The 25,118-nt window shown below is 71.9% G+C and carries 22 protein-coding genes and 1 pseudogene; 5 read left to right on the forward strand and 18 right to left on the reverse strand.

The window, feature by feature from the left end; genetic code table 11:
• Positions 1-121: 121 nt before the first annotated feature.
• Positions 122-1,054, forward strand: coding sequence for a hypothetical protein (locus tag ACFC51_RS11050; RefSeq protein ID WP_376528169.1), 933 nt, complete (start codon positions 122-124; stop codon positions 1,052-1,054).
• Positions 1,055-1,144: 90 nt separating this feature from the next.
• On the opposite strand, the gene ACFC51_RS11055 is transcribed toward ACFC51_RS11050, so the two are convergent.
• The 15 genes from ACFC51_RS11055 to ACFC51_RS11125 form a co-directional block, all read right to left on the reverse strand.
• Positions 1,145-2,242, reverse strand: a complete 1,098-nt coding sequence (locus ACFC51_RS11055; RefSeq protein ID WP_376528172.1) for a dienelactone hydrolase family protein — start codon at positions 2,240-2,242, stop codon at positions 1,145-1,147.
• A complete protein-coding gene (locus tag ACFC51_RS11060) occupies positions 2,239-3,342 on the reverse strand; it encodes a pectinesterase family protein (protein ID WP_376528175.1) in 1,104 nt (367 codons plus the stop codon). The genes ACFC51_RS11055 and ACFC51_RS11060 overlap by 4 nt, the downstream gene beginning before the upstream one ends.
• Positions 3,343-3,464: 122 nt before the next feature.
• Positions 3,465-4,790, reverse strand: coding sequence for a polysaccharide lyase family 1 protein (locus ACFC51_RS11065; protein WP_376370755.1), 1,326 nt, complete (start codon positions 4,788-4,790; stop codon positions 3,465-3,467).
• Positions 4,791-4,879: 89 nt separating this feature from the next.
• Positions 4,880-5,698, reverse strand: a complete 819-nt coding sequence (locus ACFC51_RS11070; RefSeq protein ID WP_376528178.1) for a rhamnogalacturonan acetylesterase — start codon at positions 5,696-5,698, stop codon at positions 4,880-4,882.
• A 156-nt stretch (positions 5,699-5,854) separates the two neighbouring features.
• Positions 5,855-7,189, reverse strand: a complete 1,335-nt coding sequence (locus ACFC51_RS11075; protein ID WP_376370751.1) for an ABC transporter substrate-binding protein — start codon at positions 7,187-7,189, stop codon at positions 5,855-5,857.
• A 261-nt stretch (positions 7,190-7,450) separates the two neighbouring features.
• Positions 7,451-9,001 (reverse strand): family 43 glycosylhydrolase, encoded by a 1,551-nt coding sequence (locus tag ACFC51_RS11080; protein ID WP_376528180.1) that lies wholly within the window; start codon positions 8,999-9,001, stop codon positions 7,451-7,453.
• Complete coding sequence (locus ACFC51_RS11085) at positions 8,998-9,822, reverse strand: PmoA family protein (protein WP_376370747.1); 825 nt, start codon at positions 9,820-9,822, stop codon at positions 8,998-9,000. The genes ACFC51_RS11080 and ACFC51_RS11085 overlap by 4 nt, the downstream gene beginning before the upstream one ends.
• A complete protein-coding gene (locus ACFC51_RS11090) occupies positions 9,819-10,991 on the reverse strand; it encodes a Gfo/Idh/MocA family protein (RefSeq protein WP_376528182.1) in 1,173 nt (390 codons plus the stop codon). The genes ACFC51_RS11085 and ACFC51_RS11090 overlap by 4 nt, the downstream gene beginning before the upstream one ends.
• Positions 10,992-11,067: 76 nt before the next feature.
• Entirely contained in the window at positions 11,068-11,985 is a 918-nt protein-coding gene (locus ACFC51_RS11095; protein ID WP_376528185.1) for a carbohydrate ABC transporter permease, read from the reverse strand.
• Complete coding sequence (locus ACFC51_RS11100) at positions 11,982-12,920, reverse strand: carbohydrate ABC transporter permease (RefSeq protein ID WP_376528187.1); 939 nt, start codon at positions 12,918-12,920, stop codon at positions 11,982-11,984. Before ACFC51_RS11100 ends, ACFC51_RS11095 begins: the two co-directional genes overlap by 4 nt.
• 121 nt (positions 12,921-13,041) lie before the next feature.
• A complete protein-coding gene (araD, locus tag ACFC51_RS11105) occupies positions 13,042-14,787 on the reverse strand; it encodes an L-arabinonate dehydratase (protein WP_376528190.1) in 1,746 nt (581 codons plus the stop codon).
• Positions 14,784-15,686, reverse strand: coding sequence for a dihydrodipicolinate synthase family protein (locus ACFC51_RS11110; protein WP_376528193.1), 903 nt, complete (start codon positions 15,684-15,686; stop codon positions 14,784-14,786). Before ACFC51_RS11110 ends, araD begins: the two co-directional genes overlap by 4 nt.
• Before the next feature lie 50 nt (positions 15,687-15,736).
• Positions 15,737-16,393 (reverse strand): GntR family transcriptional regulator, encoded by a 657-nt coding sequence (locus ACFC51_RS11115; protein WP_376370738.1) that lies wholly within the window; start codon positions 16,391-16,393, stop codon positions 15,737-15,739.
• A gap of 244 nt (positions 16,394-16,637) precedes the next feature.
• On the reverse strand, positions 16,638-17,822 hold the full coding sequence (locus ACFC51_RS11120; RefSeq protein WP_376370737.1) for a hypothetical protein: 1,185 nt from the start codon (positions 17,820-17,822) through the stop codon (positions 16,638-16,640).
• Positions 17,819-18,778, reverse strand: a complete 960-nt coding sequence (locus tag ACFC51_RS11125; protein WP_376370736.1) for a 5-dehydro-4-deoxyglucarate dehydratase — start codon at positions 18,776-18,778, stop codon at positions 17,819-17,821. The genes ACFC51_RS11120 and ACFC51_RS11125 overlap by 4 nt, the downstream gene beginning before the upstream one ends.
• A 342-nt stretch (positions 18,779-19,120) precedes the next feature.
• On the opposite strand from ACFC51_RS11125, the gene ACFC51_RS11130 reads away from it, so the two are divergent.
• The 4 genes from ACFC51_RS11130 (at position 19,121) to ACFC51_RS11145 (ending at position 22,305) form a co-directional block, all read left to right on the forward strand.
• Positions 19,121-19,930: an NAD-dependent epimerase/dehydratase family protein gene (locus tag ACFC51_RS11130; RefSeq protein WP_376370734.1), complete on the forward strand. Its 810-nt coding sequence runs from the start codon at positions 19,121-19,123 to the stop codon at positions 19,928-19,930.
• A 193-nt stretch (positions 19,931-20,123) separates the two neighbouring features.
• On the forward strand, positions 20,124-20,696 hold the full coding sequence (locus ACFC51_RS11135; protein ID WP_376370733.1) for a dihydrofolate reductase family protein: 573 nt from the start codon (positions 20,124-20,126) through the stop codon (positions 20,694-20,696).
• A gap of 87 nt (positions 20,697-20,783) precedes the next feature.
• On the forward strand, positions 20,784-21,017 hold the full coding sequence (locus ACFC51_RS11140) for a hypothetical protein (RefSeq protein WP_376370731.1): 234 nt from the start codon (positions 20,784-20,786) through the stop codon (positions 21,015-21,017).
• 64 nt (positions 21,018-21,081) lie between these two features.
• Entirely contained in the window at positions 21,082-22,305 is a 1,224-nt protein-coding gene (locus ACFC51_RS11145) for a TerD family protein (protein ID WP_376528196.1), read from the forward strand.
• Between the two features lie 138 nt (positions 22,306-22,443).
• Here the strand turns inward: ACFC51_RS11145 and ACFC51_RS11150 are convergent, their stop codons facing one another.
• The 3 genes and pseudogenes from ACFC51_RS11150 to ACFC51_RS11160 all read right to left on the reverse strand — a co-directional run bounded on the left by ACFC51_RS11150 (position 22,444) and on the right by ACFC51_RS11160 (position 25,022).
• Positions 22,444-22,674 (reverse strand): hypothetical protein, encoded by a 231-nt coding sequence (locus ACFC51_RS11150; protein WP_014156926.1) that lies wholly within the window; start codon positions 22,672-22,674, stop codon positions 22,444-22,446.
• Positions 22,675-22,753: 79 nt separating this feature from the next.
• Positions 22,754-23,218 (reverse strand): annotated as a pseudogene (locus ACFC51_RS11155) (TROVE domain-containing protein); the annotation flags it as partial.
• Between the two features lie 331 nt (positions 23,219-23,549).
• Positions 23,550-25,022 (reverse strand): alkaline phosphatase PhoX, encoded by a 1,473-nt coding sequence (locus ACFC51_RS11160; protein WP_376370729.1) that lies wholly within the window; start codon positions 25,020-25,022, stop codon positions 23,550-23,552.
• Between the last annotated feature and the right edge of the window lie 96 nt (positions 25,023-25,118).

Genomic DNA, 25,118 nt, shown 5'->3' on the forward strand with positions numbered 1-25,118 from the left:
GCCGGCGGGGGCGGGCGCGCTGCACCGGTACCGGCACCGGCGATTGCGTCATGGTTTCCGCCGGTCGACACTGGGACAGGAGAAGCAGGCTCGGGGAACCGACCGAGGATGTGCGCACGCCATGCCCAGCTCCGACAGCACCGGCAGCGAAGCCCGGGACCCGGATGCAGAGATCGTCGTCCCGGGGGACGAGGACCCCGATGAGGGCCCGTCAGATGTCTTCCTGGACGTTCCCTCCCTCCACGTGGACGAGCTGGGGCTGGAGGTCGACGACCTGGAGGCCCACGTCTCCCTCCAGGCGGAGGTGCTGGACCTCCTCAAACTGAACGTCGGGGCGGACGTGAAGCTCGGACGGGTCCAGCTGGACATCGAGGGAGTGGACGTCCAGGCGCAGCTCAAGGTGCGGCTCCACCACATCGCCGCCGTCGTCACCCGGCTGCTGGCCACGGTGGACCGCAACCCGCAGATCCTCGAACAGCTGACCCGCGGGGTGGGCGCGGCGGTCCAGGACGTCGGGGCCGGCACCGGCCGGGCCGCGGGAGAGCTGGGCGCGGGCGCGGGCGCGGCCGTGAGCGAGGTGGGCCGGGGAGCCGGGACGGCGGTCGAATCCGTCGGCAGCGGTGCGGGCAGCGCGGTGGAGGGCGTCGGCGAGAAAGCGGGCACGGCCGTCGGCGACGTGGGCCGGAGCGCCGCGGACGCGGTCGAGGAGGCCGGCGGGATCGCCGGGGACCGGAACACGGAGGACGAGGCGGAGAGGGCACGCGAGCGCCCGGTCGCCCGCCGTCGGCGCCGGGCCCCGGAGGGTGACGACACCACGCCGGACCGGCCACGCCGCCCGGCCCCCGCGAAGAGGACGAGCCCGGCCAGGAAGAAGGCCTCCGGCGCCACGGCCCCGGAGAGCAGGAGGGCCTCCGGCAGGAAGACCGTGAAGAAGACCGCGGCCAGGAAGGCGTCCTCGGCGGAAGCCGACGTGGAGAAGGAGGACGGCGTGCCGGGGTCGCCGAGAACCAGGGCCGCCAGGAAGGCCGCCGCCCGCCCTCGGCACAGCAGCTAGCACAGCGGCGCGCTGGGCAGGACCGGACCCGCCCGGTGCGGGGCGGTGTCCCAGGCCGGAGTCCTCGGCCCGACCGGTCCCGTCTCGTCCTCACCCTTCGGTGGTCCGGCGGCCGAGATACCGGTCCAGCCACCCGAACACCGCCTCCTGCATGCCCCTCCCGAACGCGTGCCCCTGGCCCGGCCAGATCTCGGTGGTGAGGCGGTCGCCCGCGCCCTGGGACTCCCAGACCGCGCGCAGTGTCCGGTAGGCGGCGGTGACCCCGGTGGGCCGGAAGAGACGGTCCGCGCCGCCCGCCAGGAACAGCGCGGGTTTCGGGACGGCGAGGGAGGCCACGTCCGGGATGTCGAGGAGGCGGTTGAGGCCCGGGTGGAGCATGAAGTACGCGGACTGGCCGCGCAGGGTGTGGTCGCCCGGGACCAGCATCTCGCGCAGGCTCGTCATCCAGCAGACGGCGGCCGCCGCGCGGATGTGGCCGGACAGGGCGGACAGCTGCCAGGCGCGGTAGGCGCCCATGGAGAACCCCAGGGCGCCCACGCGCCGTTCGTCGACCTCGGGCAGCGAGGCGAGGAAGGCCGCGGCGCGGATGTCCTCGTGGGCGGCGAGGCCGGCGGGTGAGGTGCCCAGCTGGAGGAGGTTGGCGGCCAGGGCCTGCTGGTCCTCGTACGCGAGCGGCCCCCGGTCTCCCCAGCCGAGGGTGTCCACGGCGAGTACGGCGTAGCCGCGGGCGGCCAGTGCGTCCCCGGTGAACCGGCCGCCGTAGTGCCGGGCCGCCCATGCGGTGGCGCGCGCGAGGCGGTCCGGGTCCGACCACGGCCGTACGGCCTTCTCGCGGCCGATCGCGAACTCCGAGCCGTGGTCGTGCAGGACCAGGACCGCCGGGAAGGGGCCCGGCCCGTGCGGCACGAGGAGGGAGCCCCGCGCCCTGCCGTACCTGCTGAGGGCGAACTCCACGGTGCGGGCGGTGTACGGTCCGGCGTCACGGGCGTCGGCGGTCACCGGATCGAAGGGTTCGGGTCCGGGGCCCGGCGGCTGGAGCAGGGCCTCGCCGACCGCGGCGCGCGCCTCCGCGCGCCACGCCGGGAAGTCGCGCGTCCCGGAGCGCTCCCAGGAGAGCGGGAAGGTCAGTTCGTCCTTCAGCCGCTCGTAGAAGTCCGGGAGCACGCCCCGGGTGATCCCGGACGTCACGCGTACGGGCGCCAGTCGCCGAGGTGGTCCGCCGCGGTGCGGGCGCGGGCCTCGGAGCGGCTCAGCTGCGGCCGGTTGGCGGGGACGGTGACACGCGCGCCGGGGCCGGCGTTGCGGTACTCGGCGAAGCGCTGCTCCTGCCAGGGGAAGCCGGAGGACATCGTGCCGTACGGCTCGTCGGTGTCGATGCCCGCGCCGAGGACGCTCTCGCGGACGGTCAGCATGGGGTGCGCGGTGAGGTCCGATGAGGGCACCCAGGGTCGGGCCAGCTTGTAGTGGCCGTCGGGAGCGGTGCTGGTGACGACGGAGCGCTGGACCAGGTAGCCGTGCGGGTTGGCCCCGGCGGTGCTGGGTGCGAAGACGAAGCCGTACGGGGCCCCGGCCAGGTCGGTGCGGGTCAGGGTGCGGAAGTGGCAGCGGTCGAAGACCGCGGTGGCGCGGCCGAAGACGAAGTCGACGTCGCCCTCGACGTAGCAGTCGCTGTAGTACTGGCGGGCGAAGGCGGTGAGGGCGAGGGTGTCGGCGTAGAGGGTGTCCTGGTGGCCGAGGAAGCGGCAGCCGTGGAACGCCGAGCGGTCGCCCTGGACCTTGACGGCGACGGCCTGGGTGCCGGTGTACTCCGGGTTGTCGGAGCGCAGCCAGTCGTTGGCGAAGGTCACGTCGCGGGCCGTGAAGCCGGCGGCCTGGACGGTGACGGAGGCGGATCCGCTGGTGCCCAGGGTGCCGGAGCCGTCGGGCTTCGGGGTGCCGGCGGCGTCGTCGTGGACGAGGACGGTGTCGCGGGGGTCGCCGCTCGCCCCGATCAGCGTCAGGTCCGTGCGCTCGGCGGGGACCGAGAGTTTGCCCCGGTAGGTGCCGGGGGCGATCACCAGGGTCCGGCCGGTGCCGGTGGCCGCGCCGAGCGCGGACCGTACGTCGGTGAAGTCGCCCCTGCCGTGCGGATCGACGTACAGCGTCAGGGCGTTCAGGCGGCGCGCCGGCGAGCCGTGGCGGCCGAAGGGGCGGGGGTGCGCGGGCCGGGCGTGGGCGCCGGGGGTGCCGAGGGCCAGGGCGGCGCCCGCCCCCGCGAAGAGGGTCAGCGCGCTGCGTCTGCTGGGCATTGCGTACTCCTTGCGAAGGGAGGCATGGCGAGGAGAGGCAGGCCGGAGCGGCGCCTTCCGGGGTGGTGGAAGGGTGCGGTGCCGCTCCGGCCGGTTCTTGGTGGGGCGGTGGGGCGGGTGGGTCAGCGGACCAGCGGCTTGCCGGCCCCGGCGCCGAGTCCCACCAGGAGCGGGACGACGAGCGGGTGGTTCACCTTGGTGCGCAGCGTCGGGGTCCAGCCGGCGCCCGAGGTGAGCTGTTCGGCGGGCACACCCGCGTTGTGCACGGCGATCAGGTCGGTCTTGCGTCCGTTGACGTAGTTGTCGCCCGCCGTGAGGGAGGACTCGGACCACTTCTTCAGGATCTTGGCCTGGTCGAAGCCGGAGCCGAGGGTGAAGGCGTTGGACTCGGCGACCAGCGCGGACTCCTTCCCGATGCCGTAGCTGTAGCCGTAGACGCTGCCTGTGGTGGCGACGAAGTGGTTGTTGTAGGAGTCGACCTGTCCGAAGCGGACGCGCGGCGCGCGCTCGTTGACGTCCTTGAACAGGTTGTGGTGGAGCGTCACCCGCAGGTGACCGCTGTCGGTGGCCCCGGCGCTGTCGCTGTTGCCGATGAGCATCGTCTTGTCGTGGTCCTTGAGGACGTTCCACGAGACGGTGACGAGGTCGGCGCCGCGCACGATGTCGAAGAGGCCGTCGTGCTGCTGGTAGAGCTCACCGAAGTAGCGGGGCTGCTCGGAGTCGGGGCGGTCGCCGTCACTGAAGGTGTTGTGGTCGACCCAGACGTGGGTGGAGCCGTGGACGACCAGGTTGTCGTACTCGGAGTTCCAGTGGCCGGTCTCGCCGTCGGTGGGGTCCCACTGCGGGAAGCAGTCGTAGGTGTCCTCGAAGGAGATGTTGCGGACGATGACGTCGGAGACGCCCTTGACCTGGAGGCTTGCGCCGATGACCGTGGCGTCCTTGCCCACCCCGACGAGGGTGGTGTGGGAGGGGACGTTCACGTTGACCGCGGCGGCCTGCAGCGCGGCGGAGGCCACCCGGGCGTCCTCGAGGGGACCCGAGGGAACCTCGTCCGTGCCCCAGACGGCCGGGTCGTAGGCCGCGAGGTACTTGTCCAGGGTGTAGCCGTCCTGCTGGTACGCCTCGCAGCCGATCGGGGTGCCCTCGGCGTCGGAGTTGCCGTGGATGGTGCCGGCGATCCTGATGATCTTCGGTGCGTCGCCCGCCTCCTCGAAGGCCGCGATGAGCTCGGCCCGGTTGGTGACGGTGTAGACGTGGTCGGGGGTGGCGTTCGCTCCGCCGGTGGTCGACCCCTCGGCGGAGGCCCAGCCGTCACCGGCCGGGAGCACGGAACGCTCGATGCCCCTTCCGTGGCCGGTCGCCTGGGCGGGGACGCTCACGGCGAGGGCGAGCGAGGCGGCGCCGAGGACCACGGCGATGGCGCGGGTGTGTCTCATACGTGCGGGCATGGCTGATCCCTAACTGTCGTACGTGGAAGAAGTGGAGGAGATCCGGGTCGGGCGGGCGGCCGGGGACGCCGGCCGCGAGGGGCGCAGGATCAGGCCTGCGGCCAGGTGATCCGTTCCGCGGGGACCTCGGCGTCGAGGCGCCGCAGGTCGCGAGGAGCGAGCACACGCCGGTCGAGCAGGGCGCGGGCCGTCATCCTGGCCACCTCGATCGCGCCCTCGGGGCGGAAGTGGGTGTTGTCCTGGCGGCCGTCGGGGTAGTTCGGCGACTCGCCGGGCTCCAGCCAGTTGAAGTACGCCTCGGTCCCGTCGGGGCCGAGTTCCTGCCAGCGGGCGAGCGAGATCGCCTGCATGTCGATCAGGGCCACGCGGTCCTCGGATGCCAGGGCGCGCATCGCCGCGGGGTACTCCCCGTGGGTGGGTTTCGCCGTGCCGTCCTCGGCGAAGCGCCGCCGTTCCACCGGAGTGATCAGCACGGGCTCGGCGCGCCGGGCGCGGGCGCCCTTGACGTACTGGCGCAGGTACTCCTGGTACGTGGTGTACGGGTCGGTGCCGCGGGCCGGGTCCTCGGTCTTCTCGTCGTTGTGGCCGAACTGGATGAGGACGAGGTCGCCCGGGCGGACGCCGTCGAGGAGGGCGGTGAGGCGCCCCTCGTCGATGAAGCTCTTGGAACTGCGGCCGTTCATCGCGTGGTTGGCGATGGTGAGGCCGTGTCCGAGGAAGAACGGGAGGGCCATGCCCCACCCGGTCTCGGGAGCGGCGTCGGCGTACTTCTGCGCCGCCGTCGAGTCGCCTGCGATGTGGAGCGTACGGGGCCGGGGCCCGCCGCCGTGGGCGAATGCGGGGGTGGCGCTGAGGGCGAGGGGCAGCGCGAGGAGCGCGGCCGCCGTCCGTCTGCGGGTGAGTGACACAGGTCCACTGCCTCTCTCGGGGGACGAACTGAGGTGGTGCCCGGGGGGGGTGGGGAACCGGCGGCGGGGTGCGACCCGGACCGCCGCCGGTCCCCCGGTCAGGGGGTCCGTCCGTGAAGGACGGAAGGTGTCGTCCCCGGGGGGACGACGGCCGGGTCAGCCGTTGCCCAGTTCCTTCCATTCCTTCTGGGCGGCGTTCAGCTCTTCGGCCATCTTGTCCAGGAAGGCCTTGGCCGTGACCTTGCCGAGGAGCAGCTTCTGGAACTCCGGCTCGTTGTCGGCCTTGCTGATGTTGTTCCAGTCGGGCAGGTAGTACGGGAGGTCGACGATCTTGGTGGAGCCGTCGGTGAGGGCCTTCGCCGCGAGGGCGGTCGGCTCGGTCTCACCGATCCACGGGTCCTTGGCCGCCTCGGTGTTGGCGGGGATGGCTCCGGCCGACTCGTTCCACTTGCTGTTCGACTCGTGGGAGGCCGCGAACTCGATGAACTTCCAGGCCGCGTTCTTGTTCTTGCTGGAGCGGAACAGGCCGAGACCGTCGACGGGGTTGGAGACCTGGACGCGCGTGCCGCCCTCCCCGATGGGGGCGGGTATCCCGGCGAACTTGTCCTCGCCGAGGGCCTTCACGTGGTCCTGGTAGGAACCGAGGTTGTGGCTGAGCATCCCGATGGTGCCGGAGTCCCACTGGGCGACCATCTTGGTGAAGTCGTTGTTGACGTCGGCGGAGGGCGTCGTCTTCTTGAAGAGAGCGGCGTACTTCTCCAGCGCGGCGACGTTCTTCGGGTCGTTCAGGGTCGTCGTGTCGCCGTCCCAGAACTCCGTGATGCCGGTCTGGCCGTAGATCGCGTCCAGGGCCTGGGCGATGGAGCCCGCGCCGCCGCGGATGGTGTAGCCGAACTTGTTGTTCTTCGCGTCCGTCAGCTTGTCGGCGGCCTCGTAGAACTTGGGCCAGGTCGTGGGCGCGTCCAGGCCGGCCTTCTCGAACAGGTCGGTGCGGTACCAGAGCGCGCCGTTGTTCGCGGAGGTGGGCACGGAGTACAGGTCGTCGCCCCGCCCGGCCGCGGCTCTGACGCTCTCGACCATGCCCTCGACGAGCTTGCCCTTCAGCGGTGACCCGTCCAGCCGGTCGTTGACCGGCTCCAGGGCCTCCTGGGAGACCATGCTCGCCAGGTACGCGGTGCCGACGCCGCCGACGTCGGGCAGCCCGCCGCCCGCGATGGCCGTGTCGTACTTCGACTGGACGTCGGCGATCGGGATCGGGACGTACGTGACCTCGATGTCCGGGTTCTTCTTCTCGAAGTCCTTGATGATCTCGGTCCAGATCGCGGTGCGCGGGCCACCGTTGTTGTCCCAGAAGGTGATCTCGCCCTTCCCGCTGCCCTCCGTGCCGGAGTCGCTGCCGTCGTCTCCGCAGGCGGTGGCCCCGAGGGCCAGGACCGCCGTGAGGGACACCGCGGTCGCGGCACGCCCCCGGAGCGTCTTCGAGATGTTCATGTCGGCTCTTCTCTCTCGGAATCTGTACGCGTGAGTGGGGGGAGGTCAGTGGTGTGCGCGGTGCGGCACCGGCCCGGCCCGGTCGACGTGCCGACCCGGCGGGTCTGCCGGACGCCCCCGTGGCGGCTGTTTCCGACGGCCGCCGCCATGGCTCCGCTCACACGGGAGGGCGGCGGGAGTGAAGACGGTGAACGGTGCTCTCGCTCTGGTGCGCTCGGTACGGAGGTGCGTCATTGCGGCTCCCATACAGCGGTGCGGGGTTCAGACGGTCCGGGGTCTTCCGGTGGTGCGGAATGCGGTGAAGCCGGCTGTTCCGGAAGGCTCCGAGCCGGCCGGTGCGGTGGCGAAGAGACCCAGGAGCGCGCCGACCCACCGCCAGGGGGTGGCGGCGAAGACCTGGCCGGACGCCCGGAATCCGGACCCGTCGCCGGTGTCGGCGAGGAAGCGGCAGCGGGCGCCCCGGGTGACCTCGATCCGTACGCGTACGGATGCGCCGGGTGCGGGGCGGGGGTGCTCGGCGTCCCGCTCGTGCTCGGCGACGGTCTCGGCGTACCGGTGCACGAGCTGTGCCGTCCCGTCGGCCGCGGCCTCCAGGCCGATCCACGAGAAGGCGTCGCCGAGCACGGCGAGCCCGGCCTTCGCGCCCGGTTCGCCGGTGTCGAGCGTGATGCCCGTCTCGACGGTGAACTCCTCGGCCGGCAGCCGCTGCACCAGGACGTTGGGCAGGGCCCGCAGATCGTGCGCGTACGCGGTCCGTACGCAGCTGAGGCGCAGCCCGTCGCCCCCGTGGCGGACCGTCCAGCCGGGCCGCGGGGCGGCCGTCCACTGCCACTGGCGGCCGTACCGGCCGCCGGGGAAGTCGTCGCTGGAGACCGGGGCCTCGGCGACCTGTTCCGGGGCCTTCGGGCTGCGGTGCGTGAGAACGGGTTCGCCCTCGTCGCCGATGACCGGCCAGCCTTCCTCGTCCCAGCGCATCGGCTGGAGGTGCACGACCCGGCCGTACGCCCCGCGGGCCTGGAAGTGCAGGAACCAGTCCTCTCCCGCGGCGGTCCTGACCCAGCCGCCCTGGTGCGGGCCGTTGACCTCGGTGCGGCCCTGGGCGAGGACGACCCGCTCCTCGTAGGGGCCGGCGAACGTCCGCGAGCGGAAGGCGCCCTGCCAGCCGGTCTCCACTCCCCCGGCGGGTGCGAAGATCCAGAACCAGCCGCCGTGCCGGTAGAGCTTGGGGCCTTCGAGGGTGAACCAGCCGGGGATCGTGTCGGCGTCGACCAGGGTGGTGCCCTCGTCGAGGAGCTCGCGGCCGTCGGGGCTCATCCGGTGGCCGGTGAGCCGGTTCTTGACGCCGGAGCGCGACTTCGCCCACGCGTGGACGAGATAGGCCTCGCCGGTCTCCTCGTCCCACAGGGGGCAGGCGTCGATCAGGCCCTTGCCCGCCTTGACGAGGTGCGGGGCGCTCCAGGGGCCGCGGATGTCCTCGGCGTTGATCTGCTGGATGCCGTGGTCGGGGTCACCCCAGAAGATCCAGAAGCGTCCGGCGTGGTGGCGCAGCGACGGCGCCCACACCCCGCAGTCGTGGCGCGGCACGGCGAAGTCGGCCTCCGGCAGGAGCCGGTCGAGGGCGTGGCCGATCAGGGTCCAGTTCACCAGGTCGCGGGAGTGCAGCAGGGGCAGCCCGGGGACCCTGCCGAAGCTGGACGCCGTGAGGTAGTGGTCGTCGCCGACGCGGACGACGTCGGGGTCGGACCAGTCGGCGTTGAGGACCGGGTTGCGGTAGGTACCGTCCCCGAGGTCGGCTCTCCAGGGCATGGTCATGCGGCGACCGCCTTGCGGACGAGGGCGCCGGCGGCGTCCCGGCCGAGGCGTCCGTCGGCGACGACCGTGACGACCCTGCGTACGACGGTGGCTCCGGCGGCGACGGGAAGCCGCCGGTCGGCGGCGAGGGAGGAGCCGACCCCCGGGTACTCGGTGGTCCGTACGAACCACGGGTCGCGCCGCGTCTCGTCGGTCGCGCCGGCGAAGACGAGGGTCCAGCCGTCCCCGGCGAGTGCCAGCCAGTCGGCGGCCCTCCCGTGCACGGCCTCCTCGCCGTCGAGCGTCCCGCTGAACACGGCGGGCGGCGCGGCCTCCTTGGGGGCGCGCCAGAAGAATCCGCCGTATCCGGCGCCGGGGCGGCCGTTGGTGGCGGGGCTGCCGATGGAGAGGTCCGTGGAGCCGCGGTTGGTCAAGGAGAAGGAGAAGTCCAGCGCCCACGCGCTGTCGGAGAGTCCGACGGCGGCGACGGTGCGGTGCTCGCGCAGCAGTTCGGTGCCGTCGGCCTCCCAGCTGAGCTCCTCCACGAAGCCGTCCGGGTCGCGGAGCTTCCAGCCGAGGTGGCGCTGCGTCCCGTGGTTGTCGAGCACGGTGGGCCCCTGGTCGCGGACGAAGGTGCGCCCGCCCCAGAAGTTGTGGCCGGCCACGTCGGGCACCGCGACGGAGGCGCCCAGGTGGTGGAGGTGGTCGGCGGGCCGCTCCTCGGTGACGGGGGTGCCGGCGAGCGTGGTGACGGGGTGCAGGTAGGGCCGGCCGTCCGTCTCCGGCCGGTAGCTGTAGCGGCCGACGGGGCGTCCGGCGCAGCTGAGGAGTGCGGTGGTCATGGTGTGCTCACCTCGCTCGGGCGCGCCCAGGAGGCGCCCAGTTCGGAGAAGAGGGTGAGGGTGTCGGCCGCGGCGGCGACGGTGCCGTCGATGCCGCGCACGATGCGCCGTACGCCGTCGCCCTGGTCGGCGGGCCGGGTGTGCCAGGCGGTGGCGGGCAGCGCGGCAGGCTCGGGGGCGGTGCGCACGGCCTCCAGGACCCGCATGAACGCACCGGCGCGCTCCGGGGGTACGAGGAGCGGGGTGCCGTGCTCCAGGTGTCCGACGAGGTTCTCCAGCAGGTCGGTCCGTCCGTGCACGGTCTCCTCCGGGCCGTGTCCGGCGCGCTGGACCAGGACGCGGTCCTGCTTGTACCAGAAGGTGATGCGTCCGCGGTCGCCGTGGACGATCACGTACGGCTCGCCGGCCTCCTCCGCGCAGAGGGTGACCGCGACGATGACCGGGGTCCCGTCGGCGGTGGTGACCCGGACGCAGCTGGTGTCGTCGGACTCGATGTCGTGGGCGCGGAAGAGCTCGGTCTCGATGGACGCGACGTCGTCGGCCGTTCCCCGGCCGGCGAGTTCGAGTGCCGTGGCGACGGCGTGCGCCAGGGGGTTGGTGAGCACCCCGTCGACCACGTCGGCCCCGTCCATCCTGCGGCGCCCGGCCCAGGGCGCCCGCCGGAAGTAGGCGTCGTCGCGGACCCAGGCACCGGCGGCGCCGACGCCGCGTACGGCGCCGATCGCCCCGGAGCGTACGAGGTCCTTGATGGCCGGGACGGCGTGCGAGCCGAGGGACTGGAAGCCGATCTGGCAGGCGACGCCCGCCTCCCGCACCCCTTGCGCCATGCGGGCGTAGTCGTCCCAGGTCGCGGCGGGGGGCTTCTCCAGGAGGAGGTGGACGCCCCGGGCCGCCGCCGTCAGGGCCAGCGTGGTGTGGGTCGGGATCGGGGTGCAGACGACGGCGGCGCGTGCGCCGGTGAGGTCCAGGAGGGCCCCGAAGTCGGCGGACTGCTCGGGCATGTCGTCCGCGAACAGGTCGAGTTCGCCGTCGGTCAGCGGGGTCAGCTCGCAGACCCCGGCCAGCCGGACCAGCCCCCGGTGCTGGAGCCGGCGGATGTTGGCGAGGTGCCAGCGGCCGTGGCCGCGGGCGCCGGCCAGGACGACGGGGACGGGGACGGTGTCGCTCATCGGCCCGTCCTCCTCTCTCCGGCCCCGCGGGCCGCCTCGGCGGCGGGGCGGGGGTGGAGCTTCCAGGTCATGTCCGTCATCCCTTCACGGCGCCGGCGCTGAAGCCGGTGATGAGCCACTTCTGGATGAAGGCGAAGACGATGACCACCGGTACGGCGGCGATGACTCCGCCCGCGGCCAGCGCCCCGAGGTCGACGCTGTCGGCGCCGATGAGGGTGTTGAGGCCGACCGGGATCGTCTGCTTGTCCTGTTCGCTGAGGAACATCAGGGCGAAGAGGAAGTGGTTCCAGCTGTGGACGAAGGCGAAGGAGCCGACGGCGATCAGTCCGGGGCGCAGCAGCGGCAGCACGACCGCGCAGAAGGCCTTGAAGCGCGAGCAGCCGTCCACCCAGGCGGCCTCCTCGAGGGAGACCGGGACGTTCTTGATGAACCCGCTGATCAGGATGATCGACAGGGGCAGCTGGAAGACGGTCTCCGCGATGACGACGCTCCCCAGGGAGTTGATCATCTGGAGGTTCTTGAAGATCTCGAAGAGCGGCACGAGCATCAGGGCGCCGGGGATGAACTGCGAGCAGAGCAGCGCCAGCATGAAGGCGCCCTTGATCTTGAAGTCGAACCGGGCCAGGGCGTAGCCGCCGGCCAGCGCGACCAGGGTCGTGGCGATCAGCGTCGCGACGCCGACGATCATGCTGTTCTGGAAGAAGACGGCGAAGCTTCGCTCGTTCCAGACCTTGGAGAAGTGGTCCCCCGTCATGGGCCACGGCACCAGGGAGGTGGAGCCGGCGGGCCGTACGGCGAAGAGGAACATCCAGTAGAACGGGATGAGCGTGAAGAGCAGGTAGATGCCGAGCGGCACGTAGATCTGCCAGCGCGGTACGTCGTCGAAGGCGCGCTCGCGCTTGGTCCTGCGGTGCGAGGAGGGCGGCGGGGTGTCGTCCCCCCGGGAGAGCCCGGGCGTGCGGGCGTCGTTCTTCTCTACGAGTGCGGCAGTCACTTGTGGTCGCCTCCGAACTTGCTCAGGCGCAGGTAGACGATCGAGCAGAACAGGAGGATCACGAAGGCGACGGTGGTCAGCGCGGACGCGTATCCGAAGTCATGGCCCTCGATGCCCGTGTTGGCGACGTAGAGCGGGAGGGTGGTGGTCTCTCCCGCAGGCCCGCCGCCGGTGAGGGTGTAGAGGAGGTCGACGTTGTTGAACTCCCAGACCCCGCGGAGCAGGGTGGCCAGGATGATCGCGTCGCGCAGGTGCGGGAGCGTGATGTGGAAGAACTGCCGCAGACGGCCCGCTCCGTCCACCGACGCCGCCTCGTACAGCTCCTTGGAGACGGACTGGAGGTCGGCGAGGATGAGGATGGCGAAGAAGGGGACCCCGCGCCAGAGTTCGGAGACGGTGGCCGCCCAGAAGACGGTCCCGGTGTCGGAGAGGACCGAGGTGCCGTACTCACCGATCCCGGCGTCCGCGAGGTAGCGGCTGAAGCCGGTCGAGGAGTTGTACAGCAGGATCCAGATGGTGCTGGTGAGCACACCGGAGACGGCCCAGGGCGAGAAGACCATGGCGCGGGAGATGCCGCGGCCGATGAAGCTCTGGTTGACGATGAGCGCGAGCGCGAGGCCGAGCGCCAGTTGCAGGGTCACCTGGGTGAAGACCCACTGGGCGCTGAAGCCGAGCGTCGACCAGAACTGGTCGTCCTCGGTGAAGATCCGGGTGAAGTTGTCGAAGCCGGCGAAGCCGTTCCGCCACGGCTTGGTGACGTTGTAGTCCTGCAGGCTGTAGTAGAAGACGCTGATCACCGGATAGGCGATGAAGCCCAGCATCAGCAGGCCCGCGGGCGCGATCAGCAGGTACGGAAGGCGGCGGGGGCCGGCCGAGCGGCGTTTGGGCGCCTGCCCCTTGGGGGGCGGTGTGGCCACGGCTGCGGATTGGGCCATGACGCGTCTCCGATCTCTGGGAAGTGCTGGATGTGCCGTGCGGTCGGTGCATGGTGCAAGCGCTTACCGCATGCCGTTCGGTATCCCGGACGAGGCGGTGCGCGGAATTCTTCGCCCGGGTTCAGCCCGCGTACGGGTCGGGCACTTCTCCCTGCCGGGCCAGGAACGTGAAGTCGCAGCCGGTGTCGGCCTGGGTGATCTGGTCCTGGTAGAGCGCCCCGTAGCCGCGCCCGTAGCGGGCGGGCGGCTCGGTCCACCGCGACCTGCGGAGCTCCAGCTCCTCGTCGGTGACGTCGAGGTGGAGCAGCCGCGCCTCGACGTCCAGGGTGATCAGGTCGCCGGTGCGGACCAGGGCCAGCGGCCCGCCGACGAAGGACTCGGGAGCGATGTGCAGCACGCAGGCTCCGTAACTGGTGCCGCTCATCCGGGCGTCGGAGAGCCGCACCATGTCCCGTACGCCCTGCTTCAGCAGGTAGTCGGGGATCGGCAGCATGCCGTACTCCGGCATCCCGGGACCGCCCTTGGGGCCGGCGTTGCGGAGCACCAGCACATGGTCCGGGGTGAGGGCCAGGGCCGGGTCGTTGATGGTGCGCTGCATCTCCTTGTAGTCGTCGAAGACGACCGCGGGTCCGGTGTGGCGCAGCAGGTGGGGCTCGGCGGCGATGTGCTTGATGACCGCGCCGTCCGGACACAGGTTGCCGCGCAGTACGGCCACCCCGCCCTCCTCGGCCAGCGGTTCGTCCCGTTCGCGGATGACGTCGGAGTTGTGGACGAGCGCTCCGTCGAGCTGTTCGCGCAGCGTGGCGTGCGTGACGGTGGGCCGGTCCAGGTGGAGCACGTCGGTGAGCCGGGCCAGGAATCCGGGGAGCCCTCCGGCGAAGTGGAAGTCCTCCATCAGGTACTTTCCGCCGGGGCGGAGGTTGGCGAGGACGGGCACGGTGCGGGCGATGCGGTCGAAGTCGTCCAGGGTGAGCTTCACGCCGGAGCGGCCGGCCATCGCGATCAGGTGGATGACGGCGTTGGTGGAGCCGCCGAGCGCGAGGACCGTGGCGACCGCGTCCTCGTAGGCGTCCGCCGTGAGGATGTGCGACAGCTTCAGCTGCTGCCACACCAGTTCGACGATCCGGATGCCGGAGTGGGCCGCCATCCGGTCGTGACCGGAGTCCACGGCCGGGATGGACGAGGCGCCCGGCACCGTGACGCCCAGCGCCTCGGCGGCGGCCGTCAGGGTCGAGGCGGTACCCATCGTCATGCAGTGGCCGGGCGAGCGGGCGAGGCCGCTCTCCAGCTCGGCCATCTCGCAGTCGCCGATGAGGCCGGCCCGCTTGTCGTCCCAGTACTTCCACATGTCCGTGCCGGAGCCCAGGACCTCGTCGCGCCAGTGGCCCGGCAGCATCGGCCCGGCGGGCACGAAGACCGTCGGCAGGTCGACGGAGGCGGCGCCCATCAGCAGTGCGGGCGTCGACTTGTCGCAGCCGCCCAGCAGCACGGCGCCGTCGACGGGGTAGGAGCGCAGCAGCTCCTCCGTCTCCATCGCCAGCATGTTGCGGTAGAGCATCGGGGTGGGCTTCTGGAACGTCTCGGAGAGCGTGGAGACCGGGAACTCCAGCGGGAAGCCGCCCGCCTGCCAGACGCCCCGCTTGACCGCCTGCGCGCGCTCGCGCAGATGGACGTGGCAGGGGTTGATGTCGGACCACGTGTTGAGGATGGCGATGACCGGCTTGCCCAGGTGCTCCTCGGGGAGGTAGCCCAGCTGCCGGGTGCGGGCGCGGTGGCTGAACGAGCGGAGCCCGTCCGTGCCGTACCACTGGTGGCTGCGCAGCTCCTCGGGAGCGATGCGGCGGCCCTCCGGCGACGCGCTCGTCATATGGACCACCCGGCGACCAGGGTGGCGACCTCGGCGCGCTGCGCCTCCGGCAGCACCCGGCTGGGTGCGCGGACGTCGCGGCGGCAGAGCCCGAGGGAGGCCAGGGCCTCCTTGACGACCGTCACGTTGTTCGCGGACTGCCGGTCGGCGCGCAGGTCCTCGAAGCGGCGGATCTGCTCCCAGACCTTCATCGCGGCGAGGTAGTCGCCCGCACGGAGCGCCTCGAGCATGGCGATCGAGACGCCTGGGGCCACGTTGACCAGTCCGGAGGTGAATCCCGTGGCGCCGGTGGCGAAGTAGGAGGGGGCGTACAGCTCGGCGAGCCCGGCGATCCACACGAAGCGCTCCAGGCCGGCGTCGCGGGCGAACGCGCCGAAGCGGGCGGCGTCCGGGACGGCGTACTTCACGCCGATCACGTTGGGGCAGCTGTCGGCGAGCTCGGCGAGGCGCTCACCGGCGAGCAGCGGGTTGCGGACGTACGGGACGACGCCCAGCCCGGGGACGGCCTCGGCGATGGCCCGGTGGTAGTCGATCCAGCCTTCCTGCGAGACGTAGGGGTGCACCGGCTGGTGCACCATCACCATCTCGGCTCCGCGGTCCCTGGCGTGCTCGGCGGCGGCCACGGCGGTCGGCACGTCGTGGCCGACCCCGACCAGGACGGTGGCACGGCCGACCGTCTCCTCGACGGTGAGCTCGGTGACGGTACGCCGCTCGTCGGGGGTGAGCGCGTAGAACTCACCGGTGTTGCCGTTGGGGGTGACGATGCGGACGCCCCCGTCGAGCAGCCGTCGCAGCAGGGCGCGGTGCGCCGGGATGTCGATGCCGCCTTCCTCGGTGAACGGGGTCACCGGGATCGCCACAACGTCTGCGAGGGCCGCCTTCAGCGGGGAGAAGTCCATGCGGACTGACCTTTCGTCGAGGTGCTGGTGATCCATGTCCAGCTGGTGGTTCACGTCGTGTCACCCCCGTCTTCGTCGTCGGGGAAGGCACGGCGCACGAACGATGCGATGTGGTCGTGCAGGGCCCCCGCCGCGGCGTCCGCGTCGTCGGCCAGGGCGAGCCGCAGGATCTCGCGGTGCTCGGCCGCCTCGCGCTCCCAGGACGGGATCGCCGACCAGGCGACGGTCGACACCAGTGCGGCCTGGTCGCGGATCTCGTCGAGCATCCGGGCGAGCAGCGGGTTGCCGCAGGGCAGGTAGAGCGCCCGGTGGAAGTCCCGGTTGGCGAGCGACCTGTCCGCCTTGTCGACCGCGGAGTCGGAGCGCTCCAGGGCCTCCTGGGCCGCTTCCAGCGAGACCTTGCGGGTGATGGAGCGGCGCAGCGCCTCCGGCTCCAGGAGCAGGCGGACGTCGTACACCTCCCGGGCCATCGTCGCGTCGACGAGCCGCACGGTGGCACCCTTGTACTGGCTCATGACCACGAGCCCGGTACCGGCGAGCGTCTTCAGCGCCTCACGTACGGGGGTCTTCGACACCCCGAACTGTGCGGCGAGTTCGGTCTCCACCAGTGCCTGTCCCGGCTTCAGCTGTGCGGTGAGGATGGCGTGCTTGATCGCCTCCAGCACGTACTGGGTCCTGGACGGGATGGGGGCAGGCGCAAAGGTCATGGGTGAAGAGCTCTCGCATCTCGCGTATCGCGTCTCATATATGACGTACGAAGTACGACGCGGATGAAGCTAGAGCGGTGGGAATGTTTCGTCAACGCTTCTGGCAAAAGAAGTTCACCGACAGCCTGACGGCGCCGGCTCCGCTCCCGGCCGGCGCGGCTCCTCCGGCCGGGGACGGAGAACAGCGCAGGCCCCCGGCCGCACGCCGGGGACCTGCGCTTCGAGGGTGGGAGACGGTCCGCGGTCAGCCGCCGCGGACCGCGGAGAGGGCGTCGCCGACGGCGGCGAGATCGGGTCCGGAGGCGAGACCCGCGTGGTAAAGCCGGAGCTGGTCCGCGCCGAGCGAGGCCGCGTGCGCGGCGTCGCGCTCCAGCGTGCCGGGGCTGCCGCCCATGCCGCTCACCACGTTGAAGTTCGCGGCGACGATCCCGGACAGCCCGGCGAACGGGCCGAGCACCGCCTCGCGCGCCGCGTCGCCGCCGGTGCAGGGCAGCACGACACCGTCCGCCGCGGACAGGATGTGGGAGGGGTCGGTCCCCACGTTGGCACCGGTGCGGTGGGGGGCCGGGTCGGCGTGGAGCAGGACCTGGAAGTCCCGCCCCGGCGCGGCGCCCCGCACGGCGGCGACAGCCGCCTCCTGGAGGCCTCCGGCGACCCGGACGCGCCAGCGCAGGGTGGCGTCCGCGAGGCCGGCGCCGAGCAGCTTCTCCACCCCGGCCCAGCCCTGCTCCCCCGAACCCGGCCCGGCCCAGACGGGTTCCAGGGCGCGGCGTACGGCGGCGCGCAGTTCGTCGGGGTCCAGGCCCATTGACGCGTAGCCCGCGCGGCAGTCGGCGCAGAAGCAGAGCGACATCAGGTACTGCGCCGCGTCCCCGAGCGCGACCCCGGAGACCTTGTCGTGGGCGTGCAGATGGGCGAAGCCGTACCAGCCGCAGGACTCCAGCTCGGTGCCCGATGTCCCGGGGCGTACGGCCGCCTCCGCCGCCAGATCCACCAGGTAGGCGTGGACGGCGGGCCGCGCGATGCACGGCGCCCAGGGGTAGCGGTCGCCGTAGGCGTTGACCACGGAGGTGTCCGGGTGCTCGGCGCCCAGGCGGGAGTTGTGCGCGAGCACCACCCAGGAGTGCACCTGGAGCCCCGCGTCGGCCAGCGCGTCGGCCGCCTCGGCGTAGGGGTCGTCGCCCGGCACCCAGGACTGCCGGTAGGGGCGCAGCCCCCGGCCCGTCCACCGCGCGGCATCCGGCGGGTAGAGCACGGCCGCGTGTTCCGCGGTGACGATCCGGCGGCCGGGGTGGCGCGGGGTCAGGGCCCGGGTGGAGTGGTAGGCGGAGGCGAGCGTCACCTGCTGGACGCCGAGGTCGGCCAGGCGGGCGGCGGCGTCCGGGTCCCCCACGACGTCCCAGGGGTAGAGGAAGGCGGAGGCCTTCACTTCGCCTCCTCCTCGCGGTACTTCTCCAGCAGCGCACGGCCGTTCGCGATGATCGAGGCCAGCTCCTCGACGTGCGCGGCCGGCGGCTCGGTGAGCGGGGTGCGCACCGGGCCGACGTCCAGGCCCTCCAGCCGGACCGCCGCCTTCACCAGCGACACCGCGTAGCCGTGCCCCTTGGCCCGCAGTTCGACGAGCGGCCGGTAGAAATGGTCGAGCAGCGCGTCGGCCAGGCCGTCGTCGCCGGAGTCCAGCGCCCGGTAGAAGGCCAGGGCGATGTCGGGCGCGAAGGCGAAGACGGCGGAGGAGTAGAGCGTGACACCGATGCCCCGGTAGGCGAGCCCGGTGAGTTCGGCGGTGGGCAGCCCGTTGAAGTACAGGAAGTCCTCGCCGGGCAGGCCGGTGCGTACGGCGCTGACGATGCGCTGCATCAGGTCGAGGTCGCCCAGGCCGTCCTTGAGGCCGATGATCCCGGGGGTCTTCGCCAGGGCGACGACGGTCTCGGGGGTGAAGACGGCGTTGTCCCGCTGGTAGACGATCGTCTCCAGGGAGGTGGCGGCGGCGAGCGCGGCGTAGTGGGCGAGCAGCCCCTCCTGGCCGGCGACGACGAGGTAGGGCGGCATGGCCAGGAGCCCGTCCGCGCCCGCCTCCTCGGCGAGCTTCGCGTACTGGACCGCGAGGGCCGTGCCGTACCCGGCTCCCGCGACGACGGGCACCCGGCCCGCGGTCTCCTCGACGGCGGCGGCCACGAGGAGGCGGAACTCCTCGGGGGCCAGCGCGTGGAACTCACCGGTGCCGCAGCAGGCGAAGACGGCCGCCGCACCGGCGTCCACCCCCGCGCGCACATGCGCGCGGAAGGCGTCCGGGTCGACGGCGCCGTCCGGTCCGTAGGCGGTGACGGGGAAGAAGAGCGGCCCGGCGACATCGGTGAGTCGGGCGGCAAGGGGGGCTGAGGTCACGGGCGCTCCCTGAGCAGATTCAGGCGTGCACAATTATGATCGACGTCCATATTTCTGAACGCCGCCACGCTAAGGCAGCCACGCGGCGCTGGTCAAGACGCGAACACCCGACCCCGGGACGAACCGGCCGACACCGAGCGACACTTGACGTGGTCCGTCGCAAGTTCTTAGCGTGTCCACGCATGTGAATGCCGTCCATGAATTTGACGCACCGGGCGGTCGCGTGACATCCGCGTGCCCCACAGACCCCGCAGTTCGCACGTCCGGCCACACGCAGCACAGCACCGCACCGTCCGCGCCCACCGCGCCCGCGCCCTGCGCCCGCACCGAGGAGATCGTCATATGCCAGCTCCCCGCACCGTCCTTCTCACCGGCGCCGCCGGCGGCCTCGGCACCCTGATGCGCGGGCTGCTCCCCGCGTACGGATACGACCTCCGGCTCCTGGACCTCACCCCCATCGAGGGCGAACCGAACGCCGTCACCGCCGACCTCGGCGACAAGGCCGCTCTGCGGGAGGCCGTGCGGGGCGTCGACGCCGTCATCCACCTCGCGGGCATCTCCCTCGAGGCGTCGTTCGACAAGATTCTGCACTCCAACATCGAGGGCACCTACAACCTCTACGAGGCGGCGCGCGAGGAGGGGGTGAAGCGCATCGTGTTCGCCTCCTCCAACCACGCCATCGGCTACACCCCGCGCCCGCTCCCCGGTGACCCGCTGATCCCGGTCGACACCCCCCGCCGGCCCGACACCTTCTACGGCCTGTCGAAGTCCTTCGGGGAGGACCTCGCGCAGTTCTACTGGGACAAGCACGGCATCGAGACCGTCTCGGTGCGCATCGGCTCCTGCTTCATGGAGCCGACCTCGGTACGGATGCTCTCGGTCTGGATGAGCCCCGGCGACGGCGCCCGGCTCTTCCACGCGGCCCTGACCGCCGAGGACGTGCGGCACACCGTGGTGTACGGATCCTCGGCCAACACCCGCCTGTGGTGGGACCTGACGACGGCGCGCGCCCTCGGCTACGACCCGCAGGACGACTCCGAGCAGTACGCGGAGAAGCTCGTCGCCGAGCACGGGGAGCTGGACCCGGAGAACCCCGACCACGCCCACCTCGGCGGCCACTTCGTCACCGACCCCCCGATCTGGCCCTACTGAGCCGGTCCCCGGCCGGTGATCCGTCCGCGGGGCGGCGGATCACCGGGTTCCCGGAACGCGGCACGCGCAGGCCGATGAGTTCTCCCCCGCCCCGCGGTCATGGATGACGAACGGTGCGGCGAACGGCGCGAGAGCGGTCGTAGCATGCACCGGGCGAATGCACCGGCAGCACGACACGGACACGGGGAACACGATGCGCACTCTGATCAGCACCGCCTTCATCTCGCTCGACGGAGTCGTGGAGGGACCCGGCGGCGAACCCGGTTACCGGAACTCCGGATGGACCTTCAAGGACATCGAGTTCCTCCCCGAGGCGTTCGAGATCAAGGGCAGGGAGCAGGAGGAAGCGGCCGCGATGCTGCTGGGCCGCAGCAGCTACGAGGCGTTCAGCCGGGTTTGGCCCGGCATGGAGGACTTCGCGGACTACAAGCTGATGCCGAAGTACGTCGTCTCCACCACGCTCGACGACGGCGACCTGGTGTCCGGCTGGGGCGAGACCACCATCCTGCGCTCGCTCGACGACGTCGCCGCGCTGAAGCGGACCGAGGGCGGCCCGATCATCGTCCACGGCAGCGCGGCCCTCAACCGGAGCCTCTCGGACGCGGGTCTCGTCGACCGCTACCACCTGCTGGTCTTCCCCCTCCTCCTCGGAGCGGGCAAGCGGCTCTTCAGCACCACGGACAAGGACACCCAGCACCTGAGGCTCGTCGAGCACGAGGCCTACGCCAACGGGCTCCAGAAGAACGTCTTCGACGTCGTCCGCTGACCGTCTCCGGGGAGGACCGGACTCCGGCGCGGGAGCCCGACCGGAAAACCGGGCGACACGACGCAGGGGGTCGGGCACCATACGCCCATGCCGAGACCTTCCGGATTCCAGTACGAGCAGCACGGCGACGCGAGCGTCACCCTCACCCACCACGGCCGCCCCGCGGGAACGCTGCGCGGCGGCCGGGCGGAGAAGTTCCTGGCGGAGGTGGAGTCCGGCGACGCCCAGCTCGTCATGGCGCGCTGGACGGGCGCGTACCGGCACGGCAACGAGCGCACCGCCCGGGACCACCCCCGCAACCGGGCGCGCGGCGGCCGCTGAGCCGTCCGGATCACACACGCGAAGGTAAGGGAACGGCAAAGAGGGGTCGTTCGTTACCCCGTGCATGACCGCAATGACCCCCGGCTCGAACATCCCTCTCTCCGCCGCCCGCGTGGCGGTGGACGTCGCCGCCCCGGTGCGGCTCGACGTCTCGGGCCTGCTGCTCACCGCCGACGGCAAGGTGCGCTCCGACGACGACTTCATCTTCTACAACCAGCCCTCGGGCCCCGGCGTGACCTACCGCTCGGGCGGCGGCTCCGCCCCCGACGCGATCGTCGTGGACACCACGGCGGTCCCCCCGGGCATCGAGAAGATCGTGGTCACGGCGAGCCCCGACGCCGCGGGCCAGACCTTCCGCGGCATCGAGCCCACGGCCACCGTGCGCAACGCGGACGACGGCAGCGCGCTCGCCACCTTCACCCCGCCGCAGCTGGGCGGCGAGACGGCGCTGGTGGTCATCGAGATCTACCTGCGCAACGGCGCCTGGAAGGCCCGCGCGGTCGGCCAGGGCTACGCGGACGGGCTGGCCGGCATCGCCACGGACTTCGGCGTCTCGGTGGAGGAGCCCGCCGCGGCGGCCCCGCCCGCCCCGGTGGCGGCACCCGCGGCACCGCCCGCCGCTCCCCCGGCCGCGGCGCCCGTGGACCCCCGCATCGCTCCGCCTGCGCCCGCGGCTCCGCCCGCGCCGCCCGCACCGTCCGCCGGCTCCGGCAAGATCAACCTCGACAAGGGCAAGGTCAGCCTCCAGAAGAACCAGACGGTCTCCCTGGTCAAGGGCGGCAGGCCGCTGCTCTCGCAGGTCAAGATGGGCCTCGGCTGGGAGCCCGCGTTCCGCGGCAAGGACATCGACCTCGACGCCTCGGTGATCGCCTTCGGCCCCGACCGCAATCACCTGGACAGCTGCTACTTCGGCAAGCTCTCCATCCTCGGCGGAGCGATCAAGCACTCCGGCGACAACCTCACGGGTGAGGGCGCGGGCGACGACGAGGTGATCGTCGTGGACCTCGGCCGGATCCCCGCCGACGCGACGGGTCTGGTCTTCACGGTGAACTCCTTCACCGGGCAGAAGTTCACCGAGGTCGCCAAGGCCTACTGCCGGCTGATCGACGCGGCCACCGGCGAGGAACTGGTCCGCTTCGACCTGACCGGCGCGGAGCCGCAGACCGGCGTGATGATGGCCAAGCTGATCAAGCAGTTCTCCGGCGAGTGGGAGATGACCGCCGTGGGTGAGTTCGTGAAGTCGCGGACCGTTCGCGGCATGGTCAAGCCCGCCGCGAAGGCCCTCTAGCGGTCCCGGTCCCTCCCGGCGCGCTCCGGCGCGTGGCAGCACCCCGGAACGGCTTCCGGGGCACCCGACGGGTCTCCCCTCAGGTGCCCCGGATCCGGAGAGTCTCCGGTGGGACGCGTTGCGTACTCGTCCGCTCTCTCAGAGCTTGGTCAGCTTGGAATACGGGCTCAGGATCCTCCCCTGTCGCCCCGAGAAGTCGATGAGCACTGCGTCGTTGTCGCCCTCTACAGCGAGGACTCGTCCGAGTCCGAACTGGTCGTGCGACACCCTGTCGCCCACATCGAAGCATTCGACCGGTGGGGCCGCCTGGGCCGGGCGGTTGAAGGGACTGGAAGGCAGGTGACGCCGGGAACCGGCTGACTGTTTCATTACGGTCGAGTATGCGCCCTGTAAGCGCCCGACGCCATGCCCGACCGCTCCGGAGCGGGCAGTAGTGCCGGATTCGTAATCAGCGGTTCCAGGGCCGGTCCGCGTTCCCGCCCGCTTCCAGCAGGGGCATCATGCGGAACGCCGCGTCGGAAAGACCCCCGAAGGTGTGGCGGTTCTCGCTTCCCGACGACGCGTGCCCGACCCGGTGACCGGCGAGGTTCCAGGTGTGTACGGGCACCCTCGCCGGGATGCCCCCGGTGACGTCCCCGTAGTGGGTGGACGACGCCTGCTCGTCCGTGACGATCAGCACCCGGTCGTGGGCGCGGAAGTGCTTGCGCACCGCCTGCACCGTGTTGGTGCCGCCCAGGCTGCCGAAGCGCTCGTTGACCCTCAGCACGGACTCGCCCCGGCGGTACGGCACCACCGCGCTGCCCGTGCCGAACTCCACCAGATCGGCGTCGGCGGCCCGCAGCGCCGGCGCCGCGCCGAAGACGGCCGCCGCGTCGGCCCGGTTCAGCAGGGACCGGTCCGAGAGCGGCGCCCCGCAGCGCCCTGCCGTTGCAGAGGCGGCGCACGGCGTCGGCGATCCCCCGCTCGACCGGCTTGGGCACGGCGCGTCCGTACGGCGGGGTCCGGTACCGAGCAGTTCTCCGGGCTCGTCCGGACGCAGCAGAACGGAGTCCACGACCTGCCGGCTGGACGGGCACCCCGTCACTCGTGCCTCCCGAGGTCAGAACGGCTGCGGCGGTTTCGGGAAAGAGAAGGAGCCGCTGCCTTCGCACCGGGAGGTGCACGGCCATGACTCCAGGAGGACACCTGTGCGGTGTGCGAGGGAGCTTTCCCCCGCACACCGCACCGTGCCGCGTCCGGGGACGTCAGTGCTTGTCGGGCTGGCGCTTCCACGGCCCCGTGATGGCGAGCATGATGCCCGGGGTCTGGATGTTGGCGAAGAGCGTCTTTCCGTCCGGTGAGAAGGTGACGCCGGTGAATTCGCTGTAGGAGGGGTCCTCCTCCGTGCCGCCGTTCAGTTCGTTGCGCGCGATCGGATAGGTGCGACCGCTGTCCGTGGCGCCGAAGAGGTGCTGGATGCCTTCGCCGTCCTCGGCGATGACGAGACCGCCGTAGGGCGAGACGGTGATGTTGTCCGGGCCGTCGAAGGCGCCGTCCACGGACGGGTCGGCGTTGACGCCGAGAAGCACCTTCAGGGTCAGCGTGCGGCGCTTGGGGTCGTAGAACCAGACCTGGCCGTCGTGGGCGACGGGGCTCTCGTCGCGGGCGAACGAGGAGACGATGTAGGCGCCGCCGTCGCTCCACCACATGCCTTCGAGCTTGCGGGCGCGGGTGACCTGGCCGTCGGTGAACTGCTTGCGGACGGAGACGCTCTTCGCGTCCCGGTCGGGCACGTCCACCCAGTCCACGCCGTAGACCGTGCCGACCTTCGTGGCGCGGGACAGGTCGTCGACGAACGCGCCGTTCCGGTCGAAGCACTTCGTGGCCTGGAGGACACCGGCGTCGTCGGCGAGGGTGCGCAGCTTGCCGCGGCCGTGCCTGAAGCCGTGCGGCGGGACCCAGCGGTAGAGCAGGCCGTTGGGGCCGGACGCGTCCTCGGTCAGGTAGGCGTGACCCTGCTTCGGGTCGATGACGACGGCCTCGTGGGCGTACCGCCCGAACGCCTTGACCGGTCGCGGGTCGCGGTTGGCGCGCTTGTCGTACGGGTCGACCTCGAAGACGTAGCCGTGGTCCTTGAGGAGACCGTTCTTGCCGGCCCTGTCCTCGGTCTCCTCGCATGTGAGCCAGGTTCCCCACGCGGTGCTGCCGCCCGCGCAGTTGGTCGAGGTGCCCGCGATGCCGACCCACTCGGCGGTTCGTCCGTCCCGCCGGGTCTCCACGACCGTGCACCCACCGGCCGCGACCGGGTCGTAGACGAGGCCCTCGGTGAGCGGTACGGGGTGCTCCCAGCCGGCCCGGGTACCGCTCAGCTCGTGGTTGTTGACGAGGAGGGTGACACCGCGGGGTCCCTCGAACGCGGCGGTGCCGTCGTGGTTGGAGGGGGTCGACTCGCCGGTCTCCAGCTTGGTGACGCCGCTGTGGGTGATCACGCGGTAGGAGAATCCGGCGGGCAGCGCGAGGATGCCCTTCGGGTCGGGGAGCAGCGGGCCGTAGCCGAGCTCCTTGCCGTGGCCGTGGCCGTTCCCGTGGCCGTGGCCGTCGTCACCGTGGCCGTGCCGCGCGTCGTCGGCCGCCAGGGCCCCGGGCGCGGTGGCCAGTGCGCCGACGGCACCGGTGAGGGCGATGCCGGCGCCGGTGAGGGCGGACTGTCTGCTGAATTCCCTGCGCGTGATCGACATCGCGGACTCCTGGTGTGGCCGGGTGGGCTGGCGCGATCACGCTCCCTCCCCCACACCAACGGGAGTTGAACGAGGTACGACGTCGAGCGGGCCCTC

Origin of the sequence: Streptomyces sp. NPDC055962, assembly GCF_042270185.1 — a bacterium.
GTDB lineage: Bacteria > Actinomycetota > Actinomycetes > Streptomycetales > Streptomycetaceae > Streptomyces.

Excerpts from the sequence above, each read along its gene's own strand:
- ACFC51_RS11100 (WP_376528187.1), bottom strand. The coding sequence starts at position 12,920 with ATGGCCCAATCCGCAGCCGTGGCCACACCGCCCCCCAAGGGGCAGGCG.
- ACFC51_RS11130 (WP_376370734.1), top strand. The coding sequence starts at position 19,121 with ATGCCAGCTCCCCGCACCGTCCTTCTCACCGGCGCCGCCGGCGGCCTC.
- ACFC51_RS11065 (WP_376370755.1), bottom strand. The coding sequence starts at position 4,790 with ATGCCCGCACGTATGAGACACACCCGCGCCATCGCCGTGGTCCTCGGC.
- ACFC51_RS11150 (WP_014156926.1), bottom strand. The coding sequence starts at position 22,674 with ATGAAACAGTCAGCCGGTTCCCGGCGTCACCTGCCTTCCAGTCCCTTC.
- ACFC51_RS11145 (WP_376528196.1), top strand. The coding sequence starts at position 21,082 with ATGACCGCAATGACCCCCGGCTCGAACATCCCTCTCTCCGCCGCCCGC.
- ACFC51_RS11085 (WP_376370747.1), bottom strand. The coding sequence starts at position 9,822 with ATGACCACCGCACTCCTCAGCTGCGCCGGACGCCCCGTCGGCCGCTAC.
- ACFC51_RS11160 (WP_376370729.1), bottom strand. The coding sequence starts at position 25,022 with ATGTCGATCACGCGCAGGGAATTCAGCAGACAGTCCGCCCTCACCGGC.
- ACFC51_RS11060 (WP_376528175.1), bottom strand. The coding sequence starts at position 3,342 with ATGCCCAGCAGACGCAGCGCGCTGACCCTCTTCGCGGGGGCGGGCGCC.
- araD (WP_376528190.1), bottom strand. The coding sequence starts at position 14,787 with ATGACGAGCGCGTCGCCGGAGGGCCGCCGCATCGCTCCCGAGGAGCTG.
- ACFC51_RS11090 (WP_376528182.1), bottom strand. The coding sequence starts at position 10,991 with ATGAGCGACACCGTCCCCGTCCCCGTCGTCCTGGCCGGCGCCCGCGGC.
- ACFC51_RS11075 (WP_376370751.1), bottom strand. The coding sequence starts at position 7,189 with ATGAACATCTCGAAGACGCTCCGGGGGCGTGCCGCGACCGCGGTGTCC.
- ACFC51_RS11080 (WP_376528180.1), bottom strand. The coding sequence starts at position 9,001 with ATGACCATGCCCTGGAGAGCCGACCTCGGGGACGGTACCTACCGCAAC.
- ACFC51_RS11115 (WP_376370738.1), bottom strand. The coding sequence starts at position 16,393 with ATGACCTTTGCGCCTGCCCCCATCCCGTCCAGGACCCAGTACGTGCTG.
- ACFC51_RS11110 (WP_376528193.1), bottom strand. The coding sequence starts at position 15,686 with ATGGACTTCTCCCCGCTGAAGGCGGCCCTCGCAGACGTTGTGGCGATC.
- ACFC51_RS11140 (WP_376370731.1), top strand. The coding sequence starts at position 20,784 with ATGCCGAGACCTTCCGGATTCCAGTACGAGCAGCACGGCGACGCGAGC.
- ACFC51_RS11135 (WP_376370733.1), top strand. The coding sequence starts at position 20,124 with ATGCGCACTCTGATCAGCACCGCCTTCATCTCGCTCGACGGAGTCGTG.
- ACFC51_RS11050 (WP_376528169.1), top strand. The coding sequence starts at position 122 with ATGCCCAGCTCCGACAGCACCGGCAGCGAAGCCCGGGACCCGGATGCA.